Origin of the sequence: Pseudoalteromonas sp. 10-33, assembly GCF_001469195.1 — a bacterium.
GTDB lineage: Bacteria > Pseudomonadota > Gammaproteobacteria > Enterobacterales > Alteromonadaceae > Pseudoalteromonas.
Map to the genome: position 1 here is coordinate 44,873 of NZ_LOFI01000012.1, position 23,335 is coordinate 68,207.

Consider the following 23,335-nt stretch of genomic DNA (forward strand, 5'->3'; position numbering starts at 1 on the left):
GAGAGAAAATTATGTTTAAAGGTGGAATGGGTAACATGATGAAGCAAGCGCAGCAAATGCAAGAGCGCATGCAAAAAGCCCAAGACGAAATTGCAACAATGGAAGTTGTTGGTGAAGCGGGTGCAGGCTTAGTTAAAGTAACCATGCTTGGTAACCACAATGTTCGTCGCGTTGAGCTTGATGAAAGCCTAATGGAAGACGACAAAGACATGATTGAAGACTTACTTGCAGCAGCGTGTAATGATGCTGTGCGCCGTGTGGCTGAAGAAACACAAGAGCGTATGAGCAAAGTAACTGGCGGTATGCAATTACCACCAGGTATGAAAATGCCGTTCTAAATAATAATGCAACTTTCAGATAGTTTAAACCAGCTTATTGAAGCATTACGTTGCCAGCCAGGTATTGGCCCTAAGTCTGCACAACGCATTGCATTTCACTTGCTTGAACGAGATCGTAAAGGCGGTGCGCAATTGGGTAACGCATTAACAAAAGCAATGACAGCCATAGGCCACTGCCAGTCTTGCCGTACCTTTTGTGAGCAACCACAATGTGATATTTGTTTAAGCACAAAACGCCAAGACAGCGGTATTTTGTGTGTCGTTGAGTCGCCTACTGATGTGCTTGCCATAGAGCAAACCGGTCAGTATTTAGGTTTATATTTTGTGCTTATGGGGCATTTATCACCGATTGATGGCATTGGCCCTAAAGAAATAGGCTTGGATGTTTTAGAGCAAAAACTTTCTCAAGGCGGCATTAACGAGGTAATATTAGCAACTAACCCAAGTGTTGAAGGCGAGACTACAGCCCACTACATTGCTCAGCTTTGTCATAAAAACAATGTGGGAGCATCGCGAATAGCACATGGTATTCCTGTTGGTGGTGAACTTGATTTAGTTGATGGTAGAACCCTAATGCATGCTTTTAGTGGTCGCCGCGTGGTCACGCAAGAGTAGCTCAACTAAGTAACTGTTTGAAATAATATTTAAAAGCCTACGTAATTAATTTATGTAGGCTTTTTGGTTTTTAAGGTAAGCTGGTTAAAATAGTATGCGGTTATACCAATCCGCAATAATACCTAATCAAGTTGCGGGGCTAAACGTGTCGCTACCGGCGTTAAAGAATTCTCATTTAGAACAACTAAATAGCGATTTTTTACCTCGCTATCAACACGTTTTTCCAGCCTCAAAATAGATCACTTAATTAAGCGAATTGGTATTACATTTACGGTTAAGTAATTAAAGCTTTACTTAAAAAAAGTATACTTAGGCTTAAGGTTAAAAAGTAAGGATCACGATGAAGACACATTCAAAAAATCAAAGCGGTTTACTCAATAGTAAACGGTTTTTACCTCTGTTTATTACTCAGTTTTTCTCTGCCGTTAACGACAATGTATATAAACAATCGGTCCTTATTTTATTAGTTTTTCAAGCCGCCACGCTTGCCGATGGCGCGCTCTATTCTAACATTGCTGCCGGGTTATTTATTTTACCGTTTTTTTTATTTTCGGGTATGGCAGGGCAGCTTGCTGAAAAAACAGAGAAATCAAAATTAATCAGGTGTGTAAAACTGTGCGAAATACCTATTATGGTTGTGGGTGCACTATCAATTTATACCCAGTCCATATGGCTTATGCTCACAACCATATTTTTTATGGGGTTTCAAAGTACGTTCTTTGGACCCTTAAAATACTCTATTTTACCTCAGCACGTTGGACCAGACGAGTTAACAAAAGCGAATGGCTTAGTTGAATCGGGCACCTTTGTTGCTATTTTACTAGGGACCATTTTTGGCACTTATTACATTACGCAAAACGTAGGCCCTGCAATTATTAGTATTGCTGTACTTGTGCTCGCTGTAATGGGGTATTTAAGTAGCCGCTTTATTCCTATAAGTGCAGCCAATGAACCTAATTTAGCGTTTACTTACAATATATATGCTTCTACAAAAAATGTGTTTTCAGCCCTTAATTCACAAACAGAGTCTGTGGGCAAATCAGTATTAGGAATAAGCTGGTTTTGGCTAATTGGCGCCATAGTGTTAACCACATTGCCAAACTATGTTAAGCACGTTATGGGTGGGAATGAATTGGTGGTTACGAGTGCGCTGGTAGTGTTTTCGTTAAGTATCGCTGTAGGTTCTTTATTATGTGAAAAGCTGTCGCGTTCGCGAATAGAATTAGGCATTGTGCCTTTCGGCGCCATTTTAATTACTCTATTTTTATACTTACTTAGCCAAGAGCCCGACATTATAAGTTATGGCATTCAAAGCGATGAATTATTAACTTTAAAACAAGTATTAAATACCGGCGATATGCAGTGGCACTTTGTTTGGATGGCAGGCATTGGAATAGCATCAGGCTTTTACACTGTTCCCTTATATGCATTGATACAGCAAAGAACAGAAGAAGCCTGTCGGTCTCGGGTTATTGCAGCTAATAATGTACTTAACGCGTTGTTTATGGTGTGTAGTGCTATTTTAAGTATTGTGACATTGTCTATTTTACAGTGGAGTATTTCGGAGCTACTGCTTTTACTTGCGGGGTTAAATTTACTGATCTCAGTGTATATTTATACCAAAGTACCTGAGTTTTTCTTGCGCTTTATTATTTATATTTTAACTATTTGTATGTATCGCGTGAAAACCAGAGGCGAAATAAACATTCCAGAGCAAGGTGCAGCGGTTATTGTTGCCAACCATGCCAGCTTTGTTGATTGGATGTTTATTTTAGCCGCATCACCAAGGCCAATTCGTTTTATGGTTTTTGCGCCCATTTATTATTCTCCTGCGTTGCATTGGTTATTTAAAATGGCCAAAGCAATTCCCATTGACAGTGAAAAAGCAAACCCTGAAGCCTTTAAAAAAGCGTTTGACGATGTTGCAGAGGCACTTGAACGCGGCGAGCTTGTGGGTATTTTTCCTGAGGGTAAACTAACCGATGATGGCGGCATTGATATGTTTAGAAGAGGCATAGAGCGAATAATTGAGCGAACACCTGTTGCTGTTGTGCCTGTGCATTTAGGTGGGTTATGGGGCAGTATGTTTAGCCGTAAAACTAAGTGGCAATTACCCCGCTTGAAGTGGTCGTTAGTATCGGTGTCAGTTGGCGAGCCTGTTGCAGCAAATAAAGTAAAAGCTGATAACCTGCGCGAACGTGTACTTGATTTAAAACAACTTCATTCTAAAAATAACGATTAACAGGCATGAATAGTAGCCAATCAACCCTTATTATCGACAATTTTATAGCGCCAAAATGTATAGATACGCTTAGTATTTTGTATGAAGATGACGATATTTTAGTTATTAATAAGCCCAGTGGGTTGCTGAGTTTATCAGGGAAAAATCCAATAAACTGGGATTCAGTACATTATCGCTTAGTGAATGGGCAAAAAGGCGTAACGCCAGCCTTTTCAAACGCTAAGCTAGTACATAGGTTAGACTTTGGTACCTCGGGAATAATGCTTGTAAGCCTAAACGATTTGGCGTCAAAGCGCTTAAATAAACAGTTTCAACTACGTAATGTAGAAAAGCACTATGTGGCAATGCTAGAGGGATGTATTAGCGCTGCTGCAGGGCAAATTGATGCCCCTATTGCTAAAGATAAACAACTATTTCCGCGCGTAAAAATTTGCAAACTAGAGGGAAAGCCAGCGGTTACCGAGTTTAAGGTTATAGAGCGCCTTGCCAACCCCAATAGAACGTATATACATTTTACCCCTATAACTGGGCGTACCCATCAGCTACGTATTCACAGTCATTTTATAGGCCACCCCATTTTAGGATGTGACTTGTATAAGAGTGCGCAAAGTGAAAAACTATCAAAACGGTTACAGTTACATGCGAGCGATCTGTTTTTTGATCATCCAATTACACATCAAGCAATCCATATACATTGCCCAAGCCCATTTTAGTGTGAATTAACATTACATTTTTATTTTTTAATTTTTTCCCTTGAAGTTCTATTAGCTCCCCCCATATTAAGTGCATAACGCAGACACTTTGCTAATTGGAGATATATAAATGACTGCAGCACAAAAAGAAACATTAGGCTTTCAAACAGAAGTAAAACAACTATTAAACTTAATGATTCATTCTCTTTATTCAAATAAAGAGATCTTTTTACGTGAGCTTGTATCAAACGCATCAGATGCAGCCGACAAGTTACGTTTTTTAGCGCTTTCAAATGGTGATCTTTACCAAGGCGATGCAGACCTACGCGTTCGTATTAGTGCAGATAAAGAGGCCAATACCGTCACTATTTCAGATAACGGCATCGGTATGACCCGTGAAGAAGTTATCAACTCTTTAGGTACTATTGCAAAATCGGGCACCGCTGAGTTTTTCAAAAACTTAACGGGCGATCAAAGCAAAGATTCACAACTTATTGGTCAGTTTGGTGTTGGTTTTTATTCTGCATTTATTGTTGCTGATTTAGTGACTGTTCGCACACGCAAAGCTGGCGAAACAACTGCCTATGAGTGGGAGTCACAAGGTGAAGGCGAGTACACGCTGCAAGAAATTGAAAAAGAAGGCCGTGGTACCGAAATTATTTTACACCTTCGTGATGACGAAAAAGAATTTGCTGACGAATTCCGCCTACGTAGTATTGTGACTAAATACTCGGATCATATTTCTACGCCTGTACAAATGTACAAAGCAGAAGTACCAGAATCTGAAGGCGAAGATGGCGAAAAAATTCCAGCAGTACCGGGTGAGTGGGAAAGCATTAACCGCGCAACCGCATTATGGACACGTGATAAGTCTGAGCTTTCTGATGAAGAATACAAAGAGTTTTATAAGCATGTAAGCCATGATTGGGAAGATCCACTTAGCTGGGCACATAATAAAGTTGAAGGTAAAACAGAGTACACCAGCCTTTTATATATCCCTAAAAAAGCCCCTTTCGACTTATGGAACCGTGAACGCCAAAGTGGTTTAAAACTTTACGTACAACGTGTATTTGTAATGGATGATGCTGAGCAGTTTATGCCAAGCTACTTACGTTTTGTAAAAGGCTTATTAGACTCAAACGATTTACCATTGAACGTATCGCGTGAAATTTTACAAGATAACAAAGTAACGCAAGCGATTCGTAAAGGGTGTACCTCGCGTATTATTAAAATGCTTGAGCGTATGGCGAAAAACAAAGCTGACGATTACCAAGTATTTTGGAATGAGTTTGGCCAGGTAATGAAGGAAGGTCCAGCGGAAGACGCAGCAAATAAAGAAGCGATTTGTAAGCTACTTCGCTTTTCTTCAACTCATACTGATTCGCAAACGCAAGATGTGTCGCTTGAACAATATGTTGAGCGTATGAACGAAGGCCAAGACAAAATATACTACGTGGTAGCTGATACCTTTACAGCCGCTAAAAACTCGCCGCATTTAGAGATTTTCCGCAAGAAAGGAATCGAAGTATTATTACTAAGTGACCGTGTTGACGAGTGGATGATGAGCCACCTAACTGAGTTTGCAGATAAGCAACTACAGTCAATCACACGTGGTGACTTAGACTTGGGCAAGCTTGACGATGAAGAAACTAAGAAAGCCCAAGAAGAGTCTGAAAAAGAGATGGCAGGCTTAGTAGAGCGCATTAAAACAGTGTTAGGTGAAGATGTTAAAGACGTGCGCTTTACGCATCGTTTAACCGATTCTCCAGCCTGTGTTGTAAGTGATGACAACGACATGAGCTCGCAAATGCAAAAGTTAATGGAGTCTGTTGGCCAAGCAGCACCAGAGGCTAAACCTGTGTTTGAATTAAACCCAGAGCACCAACTTGTTAAGCATTTAAATGACGAGCAAGACGAAGATAAATTTTCACAATGGTCTCATGTATTATTAGACCAGGCATTACTTGCAGAGCGCGGAACATTAAAAGATCCAACAGGATTTGTTACACGCCTAAATAAATTAATGTTAGAGTTAAGCAAATAAAAGCATAAATTGTGTACATATTTAAAAAGGAAGCCTAGGCTTCCTTTTTTTATACGCTACAAAGTAGGCAATTAGTATAAGTTGCTTGAGTATCAGCGGCGCTTATGGAAGAATTCAGGCTTTAAAATAAACTCTCATACTAGGGGACAATGATATGCGCATTATTCTTTTGGGCGCGCCGGGTGCAGGTAAAGGCACTCAAGCTCAGTTTTTAATGGACAAGTACGGTATTCCACAAATTTCGACTGGCGATATGCTACGTGCTGCTATTAAAGAAGGCACTCCACTTGGCTTAGAAGCAAAAAAAGTAATGGACGCAGGTCAGCTAATTTCTGACGATATCATTATTGGTTTAGTGAAAGAGCGCATTGCTAAAGCTGATTGCGAAAAAGGGTTTTTACTAGATGGTTTCCCACGTACTATTCCGCAAGCAGATGCAATGAAAGAAAATGGCGTAGTGGTCGATCACGTTATTGAATTTGATGTAGCTGATGAAATTATTGTAGAACGTATGGGCGGACGTCGTGTTCACCCTGGTTCAGGTCGTGTTTACCATGTTGTTTACAACCCACCAAAAGTGGAAGGTAAAGATGATGAGACGGGCGAAGAATTAATTGTTCGCGCCGACGACACTGAAGAAACAGTGCGTAAACGTCTAGGTATTTACCACGAGCAAACGATGCCATTGGTTGATTACTACCAAGCAGAAGCTGCATCGGGTAACACCCAGTACCACAAACTAGACGGTACGCAAGCCGTTGAAGCAGTAAGCCAACAACTAGGTGAGCTGTTAGGCTAAGCCTAATAATAAAAAAACCGCCAGTTGGCGGTTTTTTTTATATAGACACTTATAAAGTTTTAAGTTTTTCTATTACGCTGTCGTATTCGGGCTCGGTCGATAGGTTACTCACCAATTGCTTATAAACCACTTTATGGCTCTTATCGAGTATAAAAATAGAGCGCGTTAGAAGCCCCATATCTTTTATAATCACACCATATTTTTGGCCAAAATCACGCCATACTGAATCAGATAATGTGATAACTTTATCTATGTTCTCTGCTTTACAAAATCGTTTTTGGGCAAACGGTAAATCAGCACTGATAGTCAATATTTCAATACTTGGAAATTGCAGCGCCACTTTTTCGTTAAAATGCTTTGTTTGTAAACTGCACACGCCGGTATCTAAACTTGGTACTACACTAATTAGTACAGCTTGCCCTTTATAATCGTTAAGTGTTACTGGCGTAAAATTGCCATCAACTACTTTAAAGTTAGGAGCGTTATCTCCTATAACTACGCCTTTACCCATTAAAGTAATTGGTTTACCTTGGACCGATACTTTACCTGCATCGAGGGTATTTTCTGGGTAATCGGCTGCAAAAGCAACGGAGCAAAATGCACTCAGCACAAACGCGAGCGAACGAAACATAAGGTATTTCCTTTTAAATTAACGCAATGGGTGACAGTGTATTATACTGCGTATAAGTAACCAAGAGATTATACGTTCTTGCTCAGTAAGAATTAATTATGAGATTTTAAATTGTAAACGGCTGAAACTTTGATTAACATATAGTTACAAAAATATCTTAAATAATAAAAATAAAAAGCCACTATCATTTTTTGATGTTAATACTTGGTTTAAAAATAGAGAGATAGTATGCCAACATCAGTATTAGTATGTGATGATTCCAAATTAGCGAGGCGTCAATTAGCTCGCTCATTGCCGGAAGATTGGGACATAAAAGTTGAGTTTGCAATTAACGGTGTTGATTGTATAAAGCAAATAAAAGCTGTTGAACCAGAAATTCTATTCCTTGACCTTAATATGCCCGAAATGGACGGGTATGAAGTGTTAATGGCAATGAAAGAGTTAGGGTTAAATGTGCTCACCGTTGTGGTGTCTGGAGACATACAACCTAACGCTCATCAGCGTGTACTAGACTTGGGCGCTATCGATTTTATTCAAAAACCTTGCTCACCAGAAAAGCTTGCCGAAATAATAGAGCATCATGGAATTAAAGATAAGGCCATGCGTGAGCGCTTATCTCACTCATTAGGCGAGCAAGTTGACCCTGATGTTAGAGATATTTACCAAGAACTTACAAACGTTGCTATGGGGCAAGCAGGCGACTTGCTTGCAAGATTACTCAATGTGTTTGTTGAATTACCCATTCCAAATGTCAATATTTTAGAGGTGAGCGAACTTGATATGGCGCTTCGCTCCATTGATAATAACGCCTCTACATCTGGTGTGTGCCAAGGCTTTATTGGCGGTGGTGTATCGGGAGAGGCGCTTTTATTATTAAATGATTCCAGTTTTAAAGAAATTGCGTCTTTGATGAACTACGACGGTGTGCTTAACGATAACGTAGAGCTTGAGTTACTGATGGACATTAGTAACATTTTAATTGGTGCTATTTTAACTGGGCTTTCAAAACAACTCGACATGTCGTTTAGTCAAGGCCACCCAATTGTTTTAGGCCAACACAGAGATGTTTCTGAACTTGTAAAAGCAAACAAGTCTCGCTGGCAGCGAACACTTGCAATTGAGATTAGCTACGGCATTGAAAATCACGATATAAACTGTGATTTAATGTTGTTGTTCACCGAAGACTCACTCAAAACTTTGAAATACAAAGTTGCTTACCTATTAGAAGATTAAGTTATGGCTGCTGATTTAGATATGAATGAGATCCATTGGTTAATGGATATGTTTAATACCGTTGATGTGGGTCTGGTCGTTCTTGATAGAGATTATAAAGTATGTGTGTGGAATGGCTTTATGGAAAACCATTCAGGCCTGTTGCCAAGTGCGGTAAAGCATAAAGATTTATTTGATCTGTTTCCTGCAATAGATGAGAAGTGGTTCAGAAGTAAGTCTGAATCTGTATTCGTTTTAAAAAATCGCTCATTTACTATTTGGGAGCAACAGCCTTACATATTTAGATTTAAAAATTACAGGCCTATTACTGGCAAAGCCGAATATATGTATCAAAATGCCACATTTATACCATTGACTAATATTCGTGCTGAAGTGAGTCACTTGTGTATTATTTTGTACGACGTAACCGATATTGCTGTAAATAAAAAAGAATTAGAAGATTTAAACGCACGTTTAGAACAAGTAAGCCAAACAGATAGCCTTACTCAATTGTATAACCGTGGTCATTGGGAATCGACGCTTAAACAGGAGTTTTTGCGGATAAAGCGCAATGGTGGTTCTAGCGCTTTACTGATGTTTGATATAGACAGGTTTAAAGTCGTTAATGATGAATATGGCCATACCTGTGGTGACGAAGCATTGCGCCACTTGTCAAAGTTATTAAAAACAACATTGCGAGAAACAGATATTGCAGGAAGATACGGTGGTGAGGAGTTTGTTGTAACCTTACTTGATACTGACGAGAAGGGGGCCGAGATTTTCGCTGAACGCTTAAGGGTATTAATTGAGCAAAGTCCTGTTTTATACAAACAACTTGAAGTGAAAGTGACCGTGAGTATTGGTTTTGCTTGTTTTAGTAATGAGTTCAAGGACCATGAGCGCTGGATAGAAGCTGCAGATAAAGCCATGTATCAATCTAAAAAGAATGGGCGAAATAAAGTCACCGCCTATGCTGATATGAAAAATGACGCTTAAGCGTCATTTTTTATTAATTATTTTTAGTCTGCCGCCTTGATTTTAATTACTCGGTTGTATGGCGAGAGTCGTCTTTAGGGCATTGCCCAACTGTTGTTACTTGTTCATTATTGTCGAGTTGTTCAAGTTTTACTTTAAATCCCCATAATCTATAAAGATGCTTAAGTACTTCCTCATGTGTATTTGCTAAAGGTATATTATTGTGCGGCACATACCTAAGCGTTAACGAGCGATCTCCTCTGATATCAACATCGTACACTTGAATGTTAGGTTCGTGATTACTTAAGTTATATTGAGCTGAAAGCGCTTCTCTTACAGCTTTGTAGCCACTGTCGTTATGAATTGCACCTATTTCTAAATGCGGAGCGCTTGCGTTATCAATAAGTGTAAATAGCTTAAAGTCGCGAATTAATTTAGGGGATAAAAACTGGCTTATAAAGCTTTCATCCTTAAAGTTTTGCATAGCAAAATGCAGGGTATCAAGCCAATTACTTCCAGCGTATTCAGGAAACCACCTTTTATCCTCCTCAGTAGGGTGTTCGCATAGTCGCCTTATATCAACCATCATATTAAAACCCAAGGCATACGGGTTTATCCCCGAGTAATACGGACTATTGTAAGGTGGTTGGTAAACAACATTTGTGTGGCTTTGTAAAAATTCCAGCATAAATGAATCAGTAAGTTTACCTTCATCATATAGGTGATTTAAAATGGTGTAATGCCAAAAGGTGGCCCAGCCTTCATTCATTACTTGTGTTTGTTTTTGGGGGTAAAAGTATTGTGATATTTTACGTACTATACGAATAACTTCACGTTGCCAAGGCTCTAAAAGGGGGGCATTTTTTTCTATAAAGTACAAAATATTTTCTTGTGGCTCTTTGGGAAAGTGGCGTTCTTTCTTTTTAGCTTCTTGATGGTTTTCTGGGATTGTTCGCCATAATTCGTTCACTTGAGATTGCAAATAAGCCTCGCGTTCTTCTTGGCGCTTTTGCTCTTCAAATAACGAAATTTGTTGCGGGCGCTTATAACGATCAACGCCATAGTTCATAAGTGCATGGCATGAGTCTAGTAAGGTTTCTACTGCCGTCACACCGTATTTCTCTTCGCAGCGGCTGATATAATTTTTAGAGAATACAAGGTAATCAATGATAGAGCTGGCATCGGTCCATGTTTTAAATAAATAATTACCTTTAAAAAAAGAGTTGTGGCCATAACATGCGTGCGCCATAACCAGTGCTTGCATAGGTAACGTATTTTCTTCCATTAAATATGCAATACAGGGGTCTGAATTAATCACTATTTCATACGCCAAGCCCATTTGCCCGCGTTTATAGTTTTGCTCTGTTTGGATGAATTTTTTCCCGTAAGACCAATGGTTGTAGCCAATAGGCATCCCAACGCTTGAGTATGCATCCATCATTTGTTCGGCGGTGATCACTTCTATCTGATTAGGGTAAGTGTCTAACCGGTAATGATCTGCAACGCGGGCTATTTCTGTTTGATACTCAGTTAACAAATCAAAAGTCCAATCAGGGCTGTCACTCATTCGTTTAGTATTCATATTAATACCTCGCTTAGTTATGCAGCGCCTTCTTGTTGCCGACCTTTTTTAAATAGCTCCCTAAATATAGGGTAAATGTCTTCAACACTTTGAATGTGCTGTATGGCAAAGTTGGAGTGTGTTTGCGTAATATTTAGATATTCTCGCCATAGGCTTTGATGAGCACGCGTTGTGATTTCAATGTAGGCAAAATAGCGAACAGCATCTAAAAGGCTATTACGTAATATTTGCCCGCAATGCGGAGTATCGTCAGCCCAGTTATCACCGTCAGATGCTTGTGCTGCATATATATTCCATTCGTCTGCGTTGTATCGCTCTTTAATTATTTTATCCATTAATTTAAGTGCGCTGGATACGATAGTTCCGCCAGTTTCTTGAGAGTAAAAAAACGTTTGTTCATCTACTTCAGTGGCTTGCGTATGATGACGAATATAAACCACCTCAATGTCTTTATAGCTGCGAGTTAAAAATTGATACAACAAAATGTAAAACCGTTTTGCCATGTCTTTCGTGGCTTGGTCCATAGAACCCGACACATCCATAATACAAAACATAACTGCTTTACTGGTGGGATGAGGGCGCTTCTCGTAATTTCTAAATCGCAAGTCGTAGTTATCAATAAATGGCACAGCTTTAATTTGCTGTTTAAGTAGGCTTATTTCTTTTTGTAAAAGTGCAACAGCTGCTTTATCGCTATGTTGTTCATGTATTAATATTTTTAACTGGGCTTCTAACTCGGCTAAGCGGCGCTTTTTACCTGCGCTCATAGCAACACGTCGAGCAAGTGAACCCTCTAGCGAACGTACAATATCAATATTACTTGGCATGCCTTCACTGCAAAAACCGGCACGGTGGGTTTTCATTTGTACAAGTTTATCAAGCTGATTTTCTTGAAGGTTGGGTAGTTCTAAGTCTTCAAAAAGTAGATCGAGGTATTCATCTTTTGAAATAGAGAATACAAATTCGTCTTGACCTTCACCAGAGTCGCTTGCCTCTCCTTGACCTGAACCATCACCCTGACCGCCTTTGGGGCGCTCTATTTTATCACCAGTTGCAAATTGATCGTTACCCGGGTGTACTTGTTTTTTATTACCGCCTTTACCTTGGTGAAAGCTTGGCTCACTAATATCACGTTGCGGAATAGAAATACTTTCACCCGATGTAGAGTCGGTAACACTGCGATTATTTATTGCATCGGACACCGCTTCTTTTATCTGTTTTTTATAACGCCTGATAAAGCGCTGACGATTCACGGTACTTTTATTTTTACCGTTTAAACGCCTGTCTATAAAATGCGCCATATTTACCTCCTAAAATCACAACTATGAAGGTTATTGCGATTTTCTAACACGTAGGTACCACTCAGATAACAACCTGACTTGCTTTTGCGTATAGCCTTTCTCGACCATCCGATTAACAAAGTCTTCGTGCTTTTGCTGATCTTCAGCTGAGGTCTTTGTGTTAAACGAAATCACAGGCAATAGATCTTCTGTGTTCGAAAACATTTTTTTCTCAATCACAGTGCGTAATTTTTCATAGCTCGTCCAGAGCGGGTTTTTACCATTGTTGTGAGCCCGTGCGCGAAGTACAAAATTGACTATTTCGTTACGAAAATCTTTAGGATTAGAAATGCCAGCTGGTTTTTCAATTTTTTCAAGCTCAGCATTAAGCGCAGCTCGGTCAAATAATTGGCCTGTATCGGGGTCACGATACTCTTGGTCTTGAATCCAAAAATCGGCATAAATAACATAGCGATCAAATATATTTTGCCCGTATTCTGAGTAAGACTCTAAATACGCGGTTTGTAGCTCTTTACCAATAAATTCAACATACTGAGGAATTAAATAGCCTTTTAAAAAGCTCAGGTAACGTTCTTCAACATCGCTACTAAATTGTTCACGTTCTATTTGTTGCTCAAGTACATAAAATAAATGAACGGGGTTTGCGGCCACTTCAGTGTTATCAAAATTAAATACTCGAGATAAAATTTTAAATGCAAAGCGAGTAGAAAGACCTGTCATGCCTTCATCCACCCCAGCGTAGTCGCGATACTCTTGATACGACTTTGCCTTAGGATCTGTGTCTTTGAGTGTTTCACCATCGTACACTCGCATTTTAGAATATAGGCTTGAGTTTTCTGGCTCTTTTAACCGCGAGAGAGTTGTAAATTGTGCTAAAGCTTTAAGGGTACCTGGCGCGCAAGGGGCGCTATGAAGTTCACTGTGCTGAAGAAGTTTGTCGTAAATTTTAATTTCTTCAGTGACACGCAAACAATAAGGTACCTTGACTATGTACACACGGTCTAAAAAGGCTTCATTATTTTTGTTATTTTTAAAGGTTTGCCATTCGGATTCGTTTGAATGTGCGAGGATCATGCCATTAAAGGGGAGAGCGCTAATACCTTCAGTCCCATTGTAATTACCTTCTTGTGTGGCAGTTAGTAGTGGATGGAGCACTTTGATAGGTGCTTTAAACATTTCTACAAATTCCATCAAACCTTGATTTGCCATACAAAGTGAACCTGAATACGCATAAGCATCGGGATCATTTTGCGCAAAATGTTCAAGCTGACGTATATCTACTTTACCGACTAATGCGGATATGTCTTGGTTGTTTTCATCGCCTGGTTCTGTTTTAGCAATACCTATTTGATTAAGAATAGATGGGTAGCGTTTTACCACTTTAAATTTACTTATATCGCCATTAAACTCTTTAAGTCGTTTACCTGCCCATGGTGACATGATTGTTTTTAAATAACGCGGCTTAATTCCGTATTCTTGCTCTAGTACATTTGCGTCTTCAATTGGATCAAATAGAGACAGTGGATGATCGTTTACCGGCGAGCCTTTAATTGAATAGATTGGTACTTGTTGCATGAGGTACTTTAGTTTTTCAGCAATAGATGATTTACCACCACCTACAGGACCTAATAGGTAAAGAACCTGCTTACACTCTTCGAGTCCTTGGGCTGCATGTTTTAAATAAGAAACAATTTGCTCAATGGCATCTTCCATACCGTAAAAATCGGTAAAGGCGGGGTAGCGTGCAACTACTCTATTTGAAAATAACCGACTGAGGCGTGCATCCGTTGCGGTATCTACCATTTTGGGTTCACCAATGGCTATTAAAAGGCGTTCTGGTGCACTGGCGTAGGCAGACTTATCGGTTTTACATATTTCAAGAAACTCGGCGATACTGTACTCTTCTTCTTGTGCCGCTTCGTAACGTGCTTGGTAATGTTCAAAAATCGTCATAATAACCTCCGAAACCCGCTGTAAAAGGTGCTTACATTTTAAAGTTTAGTCGCGAAAGTGTATGTTTGTGTAATAAAAATAAAAATTTAAGTGAAAAAAGATCATGTTGGAGAAGGTTATTTTGTCAAATTACAGAGTGTAAAAGTACAAATAACAGGCACAAAAAAAGACGCTGAAGCGCCTTTTTTAAATTAGTGGTAAGTACTAATTAAGCGAAGTTTGCGTTTGCAAATTCCCAGTTAACTAGTGACCAGAAACCTTTAAGGTAATCTGGACGCACATTACGGTAATCAATGTAGTATGCATGTTCCCATAAATCCACTGTAAGAACAGGTGTAACGCCTTCGTCAGTTAATGGTGTCGCAGCGTTAGATGTGTTAACGATGTCTAATGAACCATCAGCAAGTTTTACTAACCAAGTCCAGCTTGAACCGAAGTTATTTACTGCTTTGTCGTTTAATACATCTTTAAACGCATCAAAAGAACCCCATTTAGCGTTAATTGCATCTGCAATTGCGCCAGTAGGCTCGCCGCCGCCATTTGGAGATAAGCTGTTCCAGTAAAACGTGTGGTTCCAGATTTGCGCTGCGTTGTTAAATACACCGCCTTCTGATGAACAAACGATTTCTTCTAGAGATTTGTTTTCAAACTCTGTACCAGGGATCAAACCGTTAAGCTTAACAACGTAAGTGTTGTGGTGCTTACCGTGGTGAAACTCTAATGTTTCTTTTGAAATATGTGGCTCAAGTGCGTCGATTGCATATGGTAGTGACGGTAGTTCAAATGCCATTTTTTATCTCCATCTTTTTTAGTTGATAGTCCATTTGGTAATACGTAATGCCTGTTGAAACAGACCACTTACCTATACCAAGCGGGAATATAGTGTTACTATAATTGTTGAGTATTTTACTCAAGTTTAAGCAAACAGCAATGCTATTGCGAAAGACTATTTCAATTGTGGCTTTATTTGCCCATTTTAAGTTATATATTTATGGTCACGATGAGTTATTTTCAAGACCTAAGTATATTTAGCTATCGTTACTTTGAGGTTGTAGATGGAAACCATTGATAAAATTAAACAGCAAATTTCAGAAAACCCAATTATCCTTTTCATGAAAGGGTCACCTAAGTTACCAAATTGTGGTTTTTCTTCACAAGCTTCACAAGCACTTATGTCGTGTGGCGAACCGTTTGCATACGTTGATATTTTACTAAACCCAGACATTCGTGCTGAACTTCCTGCGTACGCAAATTGGCCTACATTTCCACAACTTTGGGTTGAAGGTGAGCTAATTGGTGGGTGTGACATCATCATCGAAATGTTTCAACGTGGTGAATTACAACCGTTAATCACAGAAACAGCGGCTAAGTATAAAGAAGCTGACGCTGAGTAATCTTACTTTGCGAGTGCTATTTTTATAGTGCTGTGATGATAAAAGCCACGTAAAGTGGCTTTGTTGTTTTTAACAACATCAATTATGTGCATGGCAAGGTAATTTGCACGTTTAGGCCACCACCTAATTTATTATGTAAGCTTATTTGTCCCTTATGTGCTTCAGCAATCTCTCTGCATAACGCTAACCCCAAACCACTTCCTGTACTTTTTGTAGAATAAAAAGGGACGAGTGCATTAGCCATGACCTGCTCACTCATCCCTTTTCCGCTATCGCTTATATCTACTATGCAAGCATTATTAAAAAACGCTACAGATATATTTATTTTAGACGGATCCGAGCCTGACTCGTGTGCATTTTTGAGTAAGTTGATAAGCAATTGCTCAAGTTGTGCCTGATCTGCATGTAATATGCTCTGAGTGCTGCTTACTGTGTAGCTAAACTGCCATTGACTATTCAGATCACTTAATGTGTTTTGCCAATTTATTGCTGATTTTTGTGGTGTTGGTAGCTTTGCAAATTTACCATAGCCTTGAACAAACTCAGTCAAGTGGCTTATTCTCTCGTCGATTGTTGAAAACACTCTTGCAAGACGCGGCTCATCTACACGGTTAGCTAAAAGCTGAGCGCTATGCAGCATCGATGACATAGGGCCAAGTGAATTATTAAGCTCGTGGCTTATTATTCGAATAACTTTTTTCCATACAGCTACTTCCTGGCGGCTGAGCTCACGGGTAAGTTGTTTAAATATGTATAAGTGATGTTTTTGGTTGTTAAGTAAAAACTCGCCAGTAGATAAATGCCAAGTTTGAGAATCGTGATTGTCTACTTCAATATTAAACAAACCATCTACGCCTTGCTCAATAGCATTAGTAAGCTGAATAGGTGCATCAGACAATAATCGTTGAAGCTGTGTGCCTTCCAATTGTGTTGTGCTATTAAATAAAGCACGGCTGATTAAGTTACTAAATACAACAATACTGTTATCGTTAACGAGTAAAAGGGCTTGCGGAGAGCTTTGTAATACCTTGTCTAGCATTAACTCACGTTGATAAATCCACTGTTTTTCTTGGCGAAGTTGTTTTGCAGTTTGATTATAAAGCTGACATAGCTTTCCTAACTCATCGTTGTTTTTATAGGCTAATAAACTTGAAAGCTCACCATCCTTAAAATTAAGCAAGCCAGTTTCTAACGATTGCAACCCTAACTTAATGGGCTTTGTTAAGGCTCTAGCAAGTAAGAAACTTGTAAGCATAGCTGCTATGACCAATAACACAGAGTAATACAGTGGTAGTTGTACAATAATTGTAATGCTTATAACAGGTAAAACGCTGCATATAATGCATATGCCTAACACTTTGTGAGTTAATGATAAGCGACTAATAAAATTAAACATTAGTAATCAATACCCATTTTTTGTAAGCGCCTATACAATGCTTGGCGGCTTAAACCAAACTCTCGTGCTACTTTGGCAATAACACCCTGATTAGCGCGTATTGATTGTTCAATTTCGAGTTTTGAAGGCTCTTTTTTTTCGTCATTAATTTTTATTGGCAGTGATGGTGTTAGGCCAAAGTCTTCAGCGCTAAGCAAGCCATCAGGCTTTATAACACCCACACGTTTACAGGCGTTTTCAAGTTCTCTCACATTACCTGGCCATTGATATTGATTAAGCACCTGCTCTGCATCAATGCTTAGCTCTCTATGTGGTAAAAAATGATTGATGAGTGGGGCAATATCATCAACACGTTCACAAAGCGCAGGTACGTTTAACTCAATAACATTAAGACGATAGTACAAATCTTCTCTAAAACGACCTTCGGTTATTGCGTGCAATAAATTTTCGTTGGTGGCAGATATCACACGAACCGTAACTTTGCGCGTTTGTGTAGAGCCTAATCGTTCAAATTCACCTGTTTGCAACACTCTTAGCAACTTCATTTGCCCAGAAAGTGGCAAGTTGCCAATTTCATCTAAAAATAATGTTCCACCATCGGCTGCCTCAAAACGACCTATACGTTGCTTGGTTATACCTGTGTAGGCACCGGCTTCTGCACCAAACAATTCAGCTTCCAAAAGCTCTTGGGGAAGGGCGCCGGCATTGACCTTTATGAAAGGCTGATTTATTAGTGAAGAATTTTTTTGAATAATAGTCGCAATGCATTCTTTTCCGCTGCCATTAGGGCCTGTTATGAGTGCAGAAATATCAGATTTAGCCACTTGTAATGCCATTGTGACTAATCGCTCCATTGCGGTACTTTTAAAAATAAGGCCAGCTAAGTTAGCCGTATTATATTTATCATCCCGCTCTTTTTGTTGGCGGTTGTGCGTGGCCACAAGTTGCTTAGTGCGCCCCAGCTCTATTAAATTATTAATGCATGTAAGAAGCTTGTGGTCATCCCATGGCTTTGGAAGGTAATCGGAAGCGCCTGCTTTAACAAGTTCAATAGCCGTTGAAAGTTCAGTCCAGGCGGTTATTAATATAATAGGGAGGTGTGGGTTTTCTTCACGCAACGCATAAAACAAAGTTTTACCTTCTTCGCCGGAGGTAGTATCGCTGGTAAAATTCATATCTTGAATAACGAGAGCAATGCGTTGGTATTGCACAATTTGAATGGCTTCAAAGGGCGTTGATGCGGTAACTACATTAAAGTGATGTATCTCTAGTAGTAATGATAATGCCTCTAAAACGGCCGGATTATCATCAACGATAAGTATTTTTTCCATGTGAATTTAATCGCTGTTTATTATTATTTAAATATTGAAAATGCTACACCGTGTTTGGTCAGTGTAGCATAGGTTGGGAGCTGTACTATATGGTTCGGGTTGCGATACTGGGCGAAATATTTGCAGCGCGTTTAGCTGGGCCTAATACAGCCAAAAGACTCATTATAAAAACCATAATGGCAGTAGCTGCAACATAGCATAAGGGTAACGCAGCAATTGAAAAGTGTTGCATTAGCAATTGCCCAAGTACGAGGGCAGCAATTACGCCTAAAACTAATCCAGCAATGCAAATCAAGGCATTTTCAACTAAAAAGTAATTGATAATAGCAGATTTACGAGCGCCTAAAGCACGACGGGTTCCAATTTGCTTGGTGCGCTTACTTATGTTGAACAAGGTTAAGCCAAATATTCCTAAAGCGGTGACAAGTAAAAGGATAGTAATAAGCACAACTAACATACGCATCATTAATGTGTCTTCAGCCATATATTGTGCTTTATCTTGGTCTAGCCCACGAATTCGGATAATTACACGTTTGTTATAATTTTTAAGCATTTCGTCTTCAATCTGTTTGGCTATTTCTGCACGGTCATTAGAAGCAGTACGAACTAAAAAGTTGCCAGATATATTGGGGTTAATGTAAGGAATTAATGCGATATTATTTGGGCGGCTATCTTTGAGCCAAGGCCCTTTTGCATGCTTAATTACTCCAACAACTTTCATTGGAATATCACCAAGAAAAATTGTTTTTCCTAGGCCATTTTCACCAGGAAAAAGCTCATTTAGTAATGCTTGAGTCACAATAGTTACATTAGCTCGTTTATCATTATCGTTGGTTACGACAATGTCGTCTTGGGTGAAATTTCGTCCTGCAACCAGCTCAACACCAAGTGTGTTAATTGCATGATCATCAGTAAAAAAGTAAGCCGTCCTTGCTGAAAGTCCTGGTTCTGGCGCTGAGTTAACACTGAAGTCAGAAGAGCTACCACTACCTGATAACGGTATATTATTAATATACACGGCGTCTTTAACACCGGGTATAGCTCTAAGCATGGTTTCATCTAGCTCAAATTGCTGGTGGCTTTGAACATCTTTACCAAAATGCATGACATGAAAAGCAAGTATTTCGTCTTCTGGGTAGCCAGTTTCTTGGTTAAGGTAGGTTACTCTGTCTTGAATAATAAAGGCTGCGTTACTAACAATTGCAGTGGTAATCGCTATTTGGATGAGTAGCAAAAGTGCCCCGACTTTAGATCGACACAGCGCATGAAAAATAGGTTTAATTTCTAATATCATTGCGTTCGTCCTTATTGGCTTTTTAGATAAATTGCAGGGTTGGTTTTACATACCAGCCAAGCAGGGTAAAGCCCGGCAATTATACAGGTACTGATAGCAATAACAGGGGCGCTTAGTAGCATACTTAAATCCATCGTCGCTAAGCTTTCGTAATAACTGTAGCTCTGACGAACGCCTAATAGACCCAGCTGAGCAAATAGAATTCCCAGTAGCCCGCCCAAAAGCCCTAACATAGCCACTTCAACGATATGCTGCATAAAAATCTGGCGCTTATTAGCACCAAGTGCACGGCGTATACCAACCTCCGGCGCTCGACGTAAAAATTTGGCAAGTAGTAGGCCAAGAATATTAGCCAAACACACAGCTAAAAACATAAAACTAAGTGCCACTAAAATTTTGTTATCTTCACTAACCACATTATTGTAAGCCATCCATTGGTTAACATCTCGAATGCTGAAGGCGAGCTCTTTGCGATCAAATCGACCAAGCTTTTGCTGTTCTTGCATATACGCTAATAAATAATTCTCGTAATCATTTTTTTGTTGCTCGGTGGTTAACTCAACCCAGAATTGAATCCAAACCATTTCTGATTGTAACTTGGCAGAAAAACTTCGAACATCTTCATGCTTCCAACCATTAGTATTGCCCCAATTATCCAGTTGTTTTGCTTCAAGAAGGCCAAATGGCATAAAAAGTTGTTCGGGATCGTTAAATGCGCCATTGTTTAAATCGTAATATTTAATGGTTAGTGGCCAGTTTTTTGTAACACCAATTACTTCGTAACTTGCATCGTCAAGATAGATAATCTGACCTACTGAATTTTTGCCAGCAAATAACTTATCGTTTAACTCCTCACTAATTACAACAACGGGCGCTGCATCGTCTTCTTGCTGCTGTGACCACTTGCTACCATGAATAAATTCGAGGTCAAACATATTAAAAAATTCAGGAGTAGTAAGTCTTGCACTTTGACTAAACGGTTTTACTTTGTCTGACTCTATGTATACAGAAAAACCACTTCGCACCATTTTTAAACGTTGAGCACCTAATTGAGACTGATAAAGATTTGCAGCATCTTGATACGTTAGTTGAAGAGGCAGGTTATCTGATGTCCACCATGTACTTCCATCATCCATTATTTGTAATTGCACACTAAAAAGCTGGCTGCTTTTTTGTGGAATTGGATCGGCCGACATCATGTGATACACGCTCAAACTAGTCATGGTGATGCCAATACCTATTGCTATAGCAAGTACCATTAAAGAGCTTACAAGTGGTGTGCGCTTTAAGCTACGCCAACTCAGGTCAATGTAATGAACCAGCATGAGTTATACTCCTTGTGTTACTTTTATTGGCTGTGCACCTTGGTACAAAGTAAAGTCGGCAAGTTGTCCATCAACTACCTGAATGTTGCGCGGTGCACGGCGGGCTAATTCGCTATCATGTGTCACCATTATAATAGTGGCGCCATCGCGATGTATTTGTTCAAGTAACTCCATGACTTGGCGAGCCATCAGGCTGTCTAAGTTACCGGTGGGCTCATCGGCAAGTAAAAAACGAGGTTCTCCGGCAAGTGCGCGGGCTATTGCCACACGTTGTTGTTGGCCGCCAGAAAGCTGTTGAGGTAAGTGTTTAGCGCGAGAGGCTAAGCCTACTTGTTCTAAACACTGCTCTATTCTGCGTTTACGTTCTTTTGCTTTAATGCCTCTGTAGCGAAGAGGTACTTCAATATTTTCATATAAATTTAAATCGGGTATTAAATTAAAACCCTGAAAAATAAAACCAATTTTTTGATTTCGACAATCGGCACGTTGGTTGTCGTTTAAACTACCAACATTGACACCATCCAAAATATAGTCACCTTCACTAAATGGTTCTAACATTCCTGCAATATTTAAAAAGGTTGTTTTCCCAGAGCCGCTCGGGCCTGTGACAGCTATAAATTCACCTTCATTTACATTTAAATTAAAGTCCCTTAATGCGTGAGTTTGAACCATTTCAGTTTGGTATACTTTACTTATATTATTCATTTGTAACATGATTTTTCCTTAACTTGGCGCTGGTTGGGAGCGTTATTAATTTAGTAAAAGCGTATCTGCTTGATTAAATTGGTTGTAGCTAGAAATTATTATTTCGTCATTTTCATTTAAGCCGGTTAAAACCTCTACAGCATTAATGCTGGTGGCACCTACGGTTATAGGTACACGCCTTGCAACGTTGTCGTCTATTTTATAAGCAACAATGCCACCTTGTTGCATAAAGGCTCCTCGCTGCACTTGCAGCACATTTTGGCGATTGTCGAGCAAAATGCGAGCAGTCAAACGTTGATTTTGACGAATATTATTGCTGTTGCCTGCAAAACGAACCCGTGTGGTTACTTCACGATTATTAACTTCTGGCGATATAGCTGATAGCACGCCCATTATTGTTTCGTTTCCTAATTTAAGTTCTACGTCCATCCCTAACCCTAGTTCGTTTGCATAACTTTCTGGCACCTGTAATTGCGCTTCAAAATGACTTAAATCAACCAGTGTCATTAAAGGCTGACTTTGTGTAACCGCTGCTTTTTGTTGCACAAGCAAATTACCAACAATACCTGTAACTGTTGCTCTAATTGACAGCTCACTTACTTTTCTATGTAAATCATCAACAATAAGCTGCTGGCGTTCTACATCACTTTTAGCGGCTTGCAATTCAAATGCGAGTGTATCTTTAGCAAGCGCCACTTCTTGTTGCGCGTGTTTATAAGTAAGTTGTGCTCGTGATAAGTCATCTATTGCTTTTTCAAGGTCTATTTGACTAATTAAATGCTTTTTAATTGATAGCTTTGCGCGGCGATTTTCTCTTTGTGCTGCGTTTAATTCTACACTGGCCATATCGAGTGTTTTTGTAAGAGTTAAAGTATCTCTTCTTGATTGTAAGTGTTGCCTCTTAAGTTCACCTTCTAATCGTTGCAGAACAGATTGTTGTTGTTTTAATTCATTAGTAAGTTCAGGGCTATGAAGTAAAGCGAGCTCGTCGCCTTTGGTAACGGTATCGCCGGCTTTAACGTGCAAGCTAACAAAGCCTCGCTCTGGGCTGTAAATACTTGGCGCGTTGGCGGCAACGATTTTTCCACTTGCGGCTACGTCACGGACAAGCGTTTTAATTTCTACTTTTGCTATTTGCACCTTTTCTCTACTAAATGAGCTGGTTGCATCAGAGCCTGACATAACGCCATAAATAGCAGAAATAATAAGTAATAACGCAGCGATAATTAAAAGAAGACGTTTTTTATAGTTTTCAGGTTTATTAACTTGTATGTCTTGAGCACTGGTATCTTTAATCATTATTGAACCTTAGCTAAATGAATTTATATTTTTTTCAAACATGACATAAAGTGATGCTGCAAAAATAGCGGCCATAGGCGAGAGTAAAAACAAGCTTAAAGTGAACATAATTCTTCCAAATAATAATGACTAAATTACATATACGATTAGCATGCCAAAAGTTAAGTTATTGATATTAAATAGCTTGATGATTTATTTTTTAAAATG

Annotated in this window: 20 protein-coding genes; 9 read left to right on the plus strand and 11 right to left on the minus strand. The window is 39.4% G+C overall.

Annotation, left to right across the window (positions count from 1 at the left end):
* Positions 1-11 precede the first annotated feature (11 nt).
* The 6 genes from ATS76_RS08090 (at position 12) to adk (ending at position 6,730) form a co-directional block, all read left to right on the plus strand.
* Positions 12-338 carry a YbaB/EbfC family nucleoid-associated protein gene (locus ATS76_RS08090; RefSeq protein WP_006792396.1) on the plus strand — a complete coding sequence of 109 codons (327 nt, stop codon included), beginning with the start codon at positions 12-14 and terminating at the stop codon, positions 336-338.
* A gap of 6 nt (positions 339-344) precedes the next feature.
* Positions 345-953, plus strand: coding sequence for a recombination mediator RecR (gene recR / locus ATS76_RS08095; RefSeq protein ID WP_058404300.1), 609 nt, complete (start codon positions 345-347; stop codon positions 951-953).
* Between the two features lie 340 nt (positions 954-1,293).
* Positions 1,294-3,195, plus strand: coding sequence for an MFS transporter (locus tag ATS76_RS08100; RefSeq protein WP_058551721.1), 1,902 nt, complete (start codon positions 1,294-1,296; stop codon positions 3,193-3,195).
* A 5-nt stretch (positions 3,196-3,200) separates the two neighbouring features.
* The gene (locus ATS76_RS08105; protein WP_058551722.1) at positions 3,201-3,908 is read left to right on the plus strand and encodes an RluA family pseudouridine synthase; all 708 of its coding nucleotides are present in this window, start codon (positions 3,201-3,203) and stop codon (positions 3,906-3,908) included.
* Between the two features lie 109 nt (positions 3,909-4,017).
* A complete protein-coding gene (htpG, locus tag ATS76_RS08110) occupies positions 4,018-5,931 on the plus strand; it encodes a molecular chaperone HtpG (protein WP_058551723.1) in 1,914 nt (637 codons plus the stop codon).
* Positions 5,932-6,085: 154 nt separating this feature from the next.
* A complete protein-coding gene (gene adk / locus ATS76_RS08115; RefSeq protein ID WP_058404304.1) occupies positions 6,086-6,730 on the plus strand; it encodes an adenylate kinase in 645 nt (214 codons plus the stop codon).
* A gap of 49 nt (positions 6,731-6,779) precedes the next feature.
* On the opposite strand, the gene tpx is transcribed toward adk, so the two are convergent.
* On the minus strand, positions 6,780-7,361 hold the full coding sequence (tpx, locus tag ATS76_RS08120) for a thiol peroxidase (protein ID WP_058551724.1): 582 nt from the start codon (positions 7,359-7,361) through the stop codon (positions 6,780-6,782).
* Positions 7,362-7,589: 228 nt separating this feature from the next.
* Between tpx and ATS76_RS08125 the strand changes: the two genes are divergently transcribed.
* Positions 7,590-8,594: a response regulator gene (locus ATS76_RS08125; protein ID WP_058551725.1), complete on the plus strand. Its 1,005-nt coding sequence runs from the start codon at positions 7,590-7,592 to the stop codon at positions 8,592-8,594.
* Positions 8,595-8,597: 3 nt separating this feature from the next.
* Positions 8,598-9,569, plus strand: coding sequence for a sensor domain-containing diguanylate cyclase (locus ATS76_RS08130; protein WP_058404307.1), 972 nt, complete (start codon positions 8,598-8,600; stop codon positions 9,567-9,569).
* Positions 9,570-9,615: 46 nt separating this feature from the next.
* Here ATS76_RS08130 and ATS76_RS08135 read toward each other — a convergent pair whose 3' ends face one another.
* From ATS76_RS08135 to ATS76_RS08150, 4 genes are all read right to left on the minus strand, one after another.
* Positions 9,616-11,130 (minus strand): SpoVR family protein, encoded by a 1,515-nt coding sequence (locus tag ATS76_RS08135; RefSeq protein ID WP_058551726.1) that lies wholly within the window; start codon positions 11,128-11,130, stop codon positions 9,616-9,618.
* Between the two features lie 17 nt (positions 11,131-11,147).
* Positions 11,148-12,431 carry a YeaH/YhbH family protein gene (locus ATS76_RS08140; protein WP_058551727.1) on the minus strand — a complete coding sequence of 428 codons (1,284 nt, stop codon included), beginning with the start codon at positions 12,429-12,431 and terminating at the stop codon, positions 11,148-11,150.
* A 30-nt stretch (positions 12,432-12,461) separates the two neighbouring features.
* Positions 12,462-14,384, minus strand: a complete 1,923-nt coding sequence (locus tag ATS76_RS08145) for a PrkA family serine protein kinase (RefSeq protein ID WP_058551728.1) — start codon at positions 14,382-14,384, stop codon at positions 12,462-12,464.
* A gap of 208 nt (positions 14,385-14,592) precedes the next feature.
* The gene (locus tag ATS76_RS08150) at positions 14,593-15,174 is read right to left on the minus strand and encodes a superoxide dismutase (RefSeq protein ID WP_058551729.1); all 582 of its coding nucleotides are present in this window, start codon (positions 15,172-15,174) and stop codon (positions 14,593-14,595) included.
* Positions 15,175-15,439: 265 nt separating this feature from the next.
* Here ATS76_RS08150 and ATS76_RS08155 point away from each other — a divergent pair, with 265 nt between their 5' ends.
* Entirely contained in the window at positions 15,440-15,778 is a 339-nt protein-coding gene (locus ATS76_RS08155; RefSeq protein WP_006792409.1) for a Grx4 family monothiol glutaredoxin, read from the plus strand.
* Positions 15,779-15,860: 82 nt separating this feature from the next.
* Here ATS76_RS08155 and ATS76_RS08160 read toward each other — a convergent pair whose 3' ends face one another.
* From ATS76_RS08160 to ATS76_RS08185, 6 genes are all read right to left on the minus strand, one after another.
* The gene (locus ATS76_RS08160) at positions 15,861-17,174 is read right to left on the minus strand and encodes a sensor histidine kinase (RefSeq protein ID WP_058551730.1); all 1,314 of its coding nucleotides are present in this window, start codon (positions 17,172-17,174) and stop codon (positions 15,861-15,863) included.
* Complete coding sequence (locus ATS76_RS08165) at positions 17,174-18,505, minus strand: sigma-54-dependent transcriptional regulator (RefSeq protein ID WP_058551731.1); 1,332 nt, start codon at positions 18,503-18,505, stop codon at positions 17,174-17,176. Before ATS76_RS08165 ends, ATS76_RS08160 begins: the two co-directional genes overlap by 1 nt.
* 85 nt (positions 18,506-18,590) lie before the next feature.
* Positions 18,591-19,799: an ABC transporter permease gene (locus tag ATS76_RS08170; protein ID WP_082664333.1), complete on the minus strand. Its 1,209-nt coding sequence runs from the start codon at positions 19,797-19,799 to the stop codon at positions 18,591-18,593.
* Between the two features lie 11 nt (positions 19,800-19,810).
* Positions 19,811-21,124, minus strand: a complete 1,314-nt coding sequence (locus ATS76_RS08175; RefSeq protein ID WP_058551732.1) for an ABC transporter permease — start codon at positions 21,122-21,124, stop codon at positions 19,811-19,813.
* Positions 21,125-21,127: 3 nt separating this feature from the next.
* Positions 21,128-21,838 carry an ABC transporter ATP-binding protein gene (locus tag ATS76_RS08180; protein ID WP_058551733.1) on the minus strand — a complete coding sequence of 237 codons (711 nt, stop codon included), beginning with the start codon at positions 21,836-21,838 and terminating at the stop codon, positions 21,128-21,130.
* Positions 21,839-21,874: 36 nt separating this feature from the next.
* A complete protein-coding gene (locus ATS76_RS08185) occupies positions 21,875-23,128 on the minus strand; it encodes an efflux RND transporter periplasmic adaptor subunit (RefSeq protein ID WP_058551734.1) in 1,254 nt (417 codons plus the stop codon).
* Between the last annotated feature and the right edge of the window lie 207 nt (positions 23,129-23,335).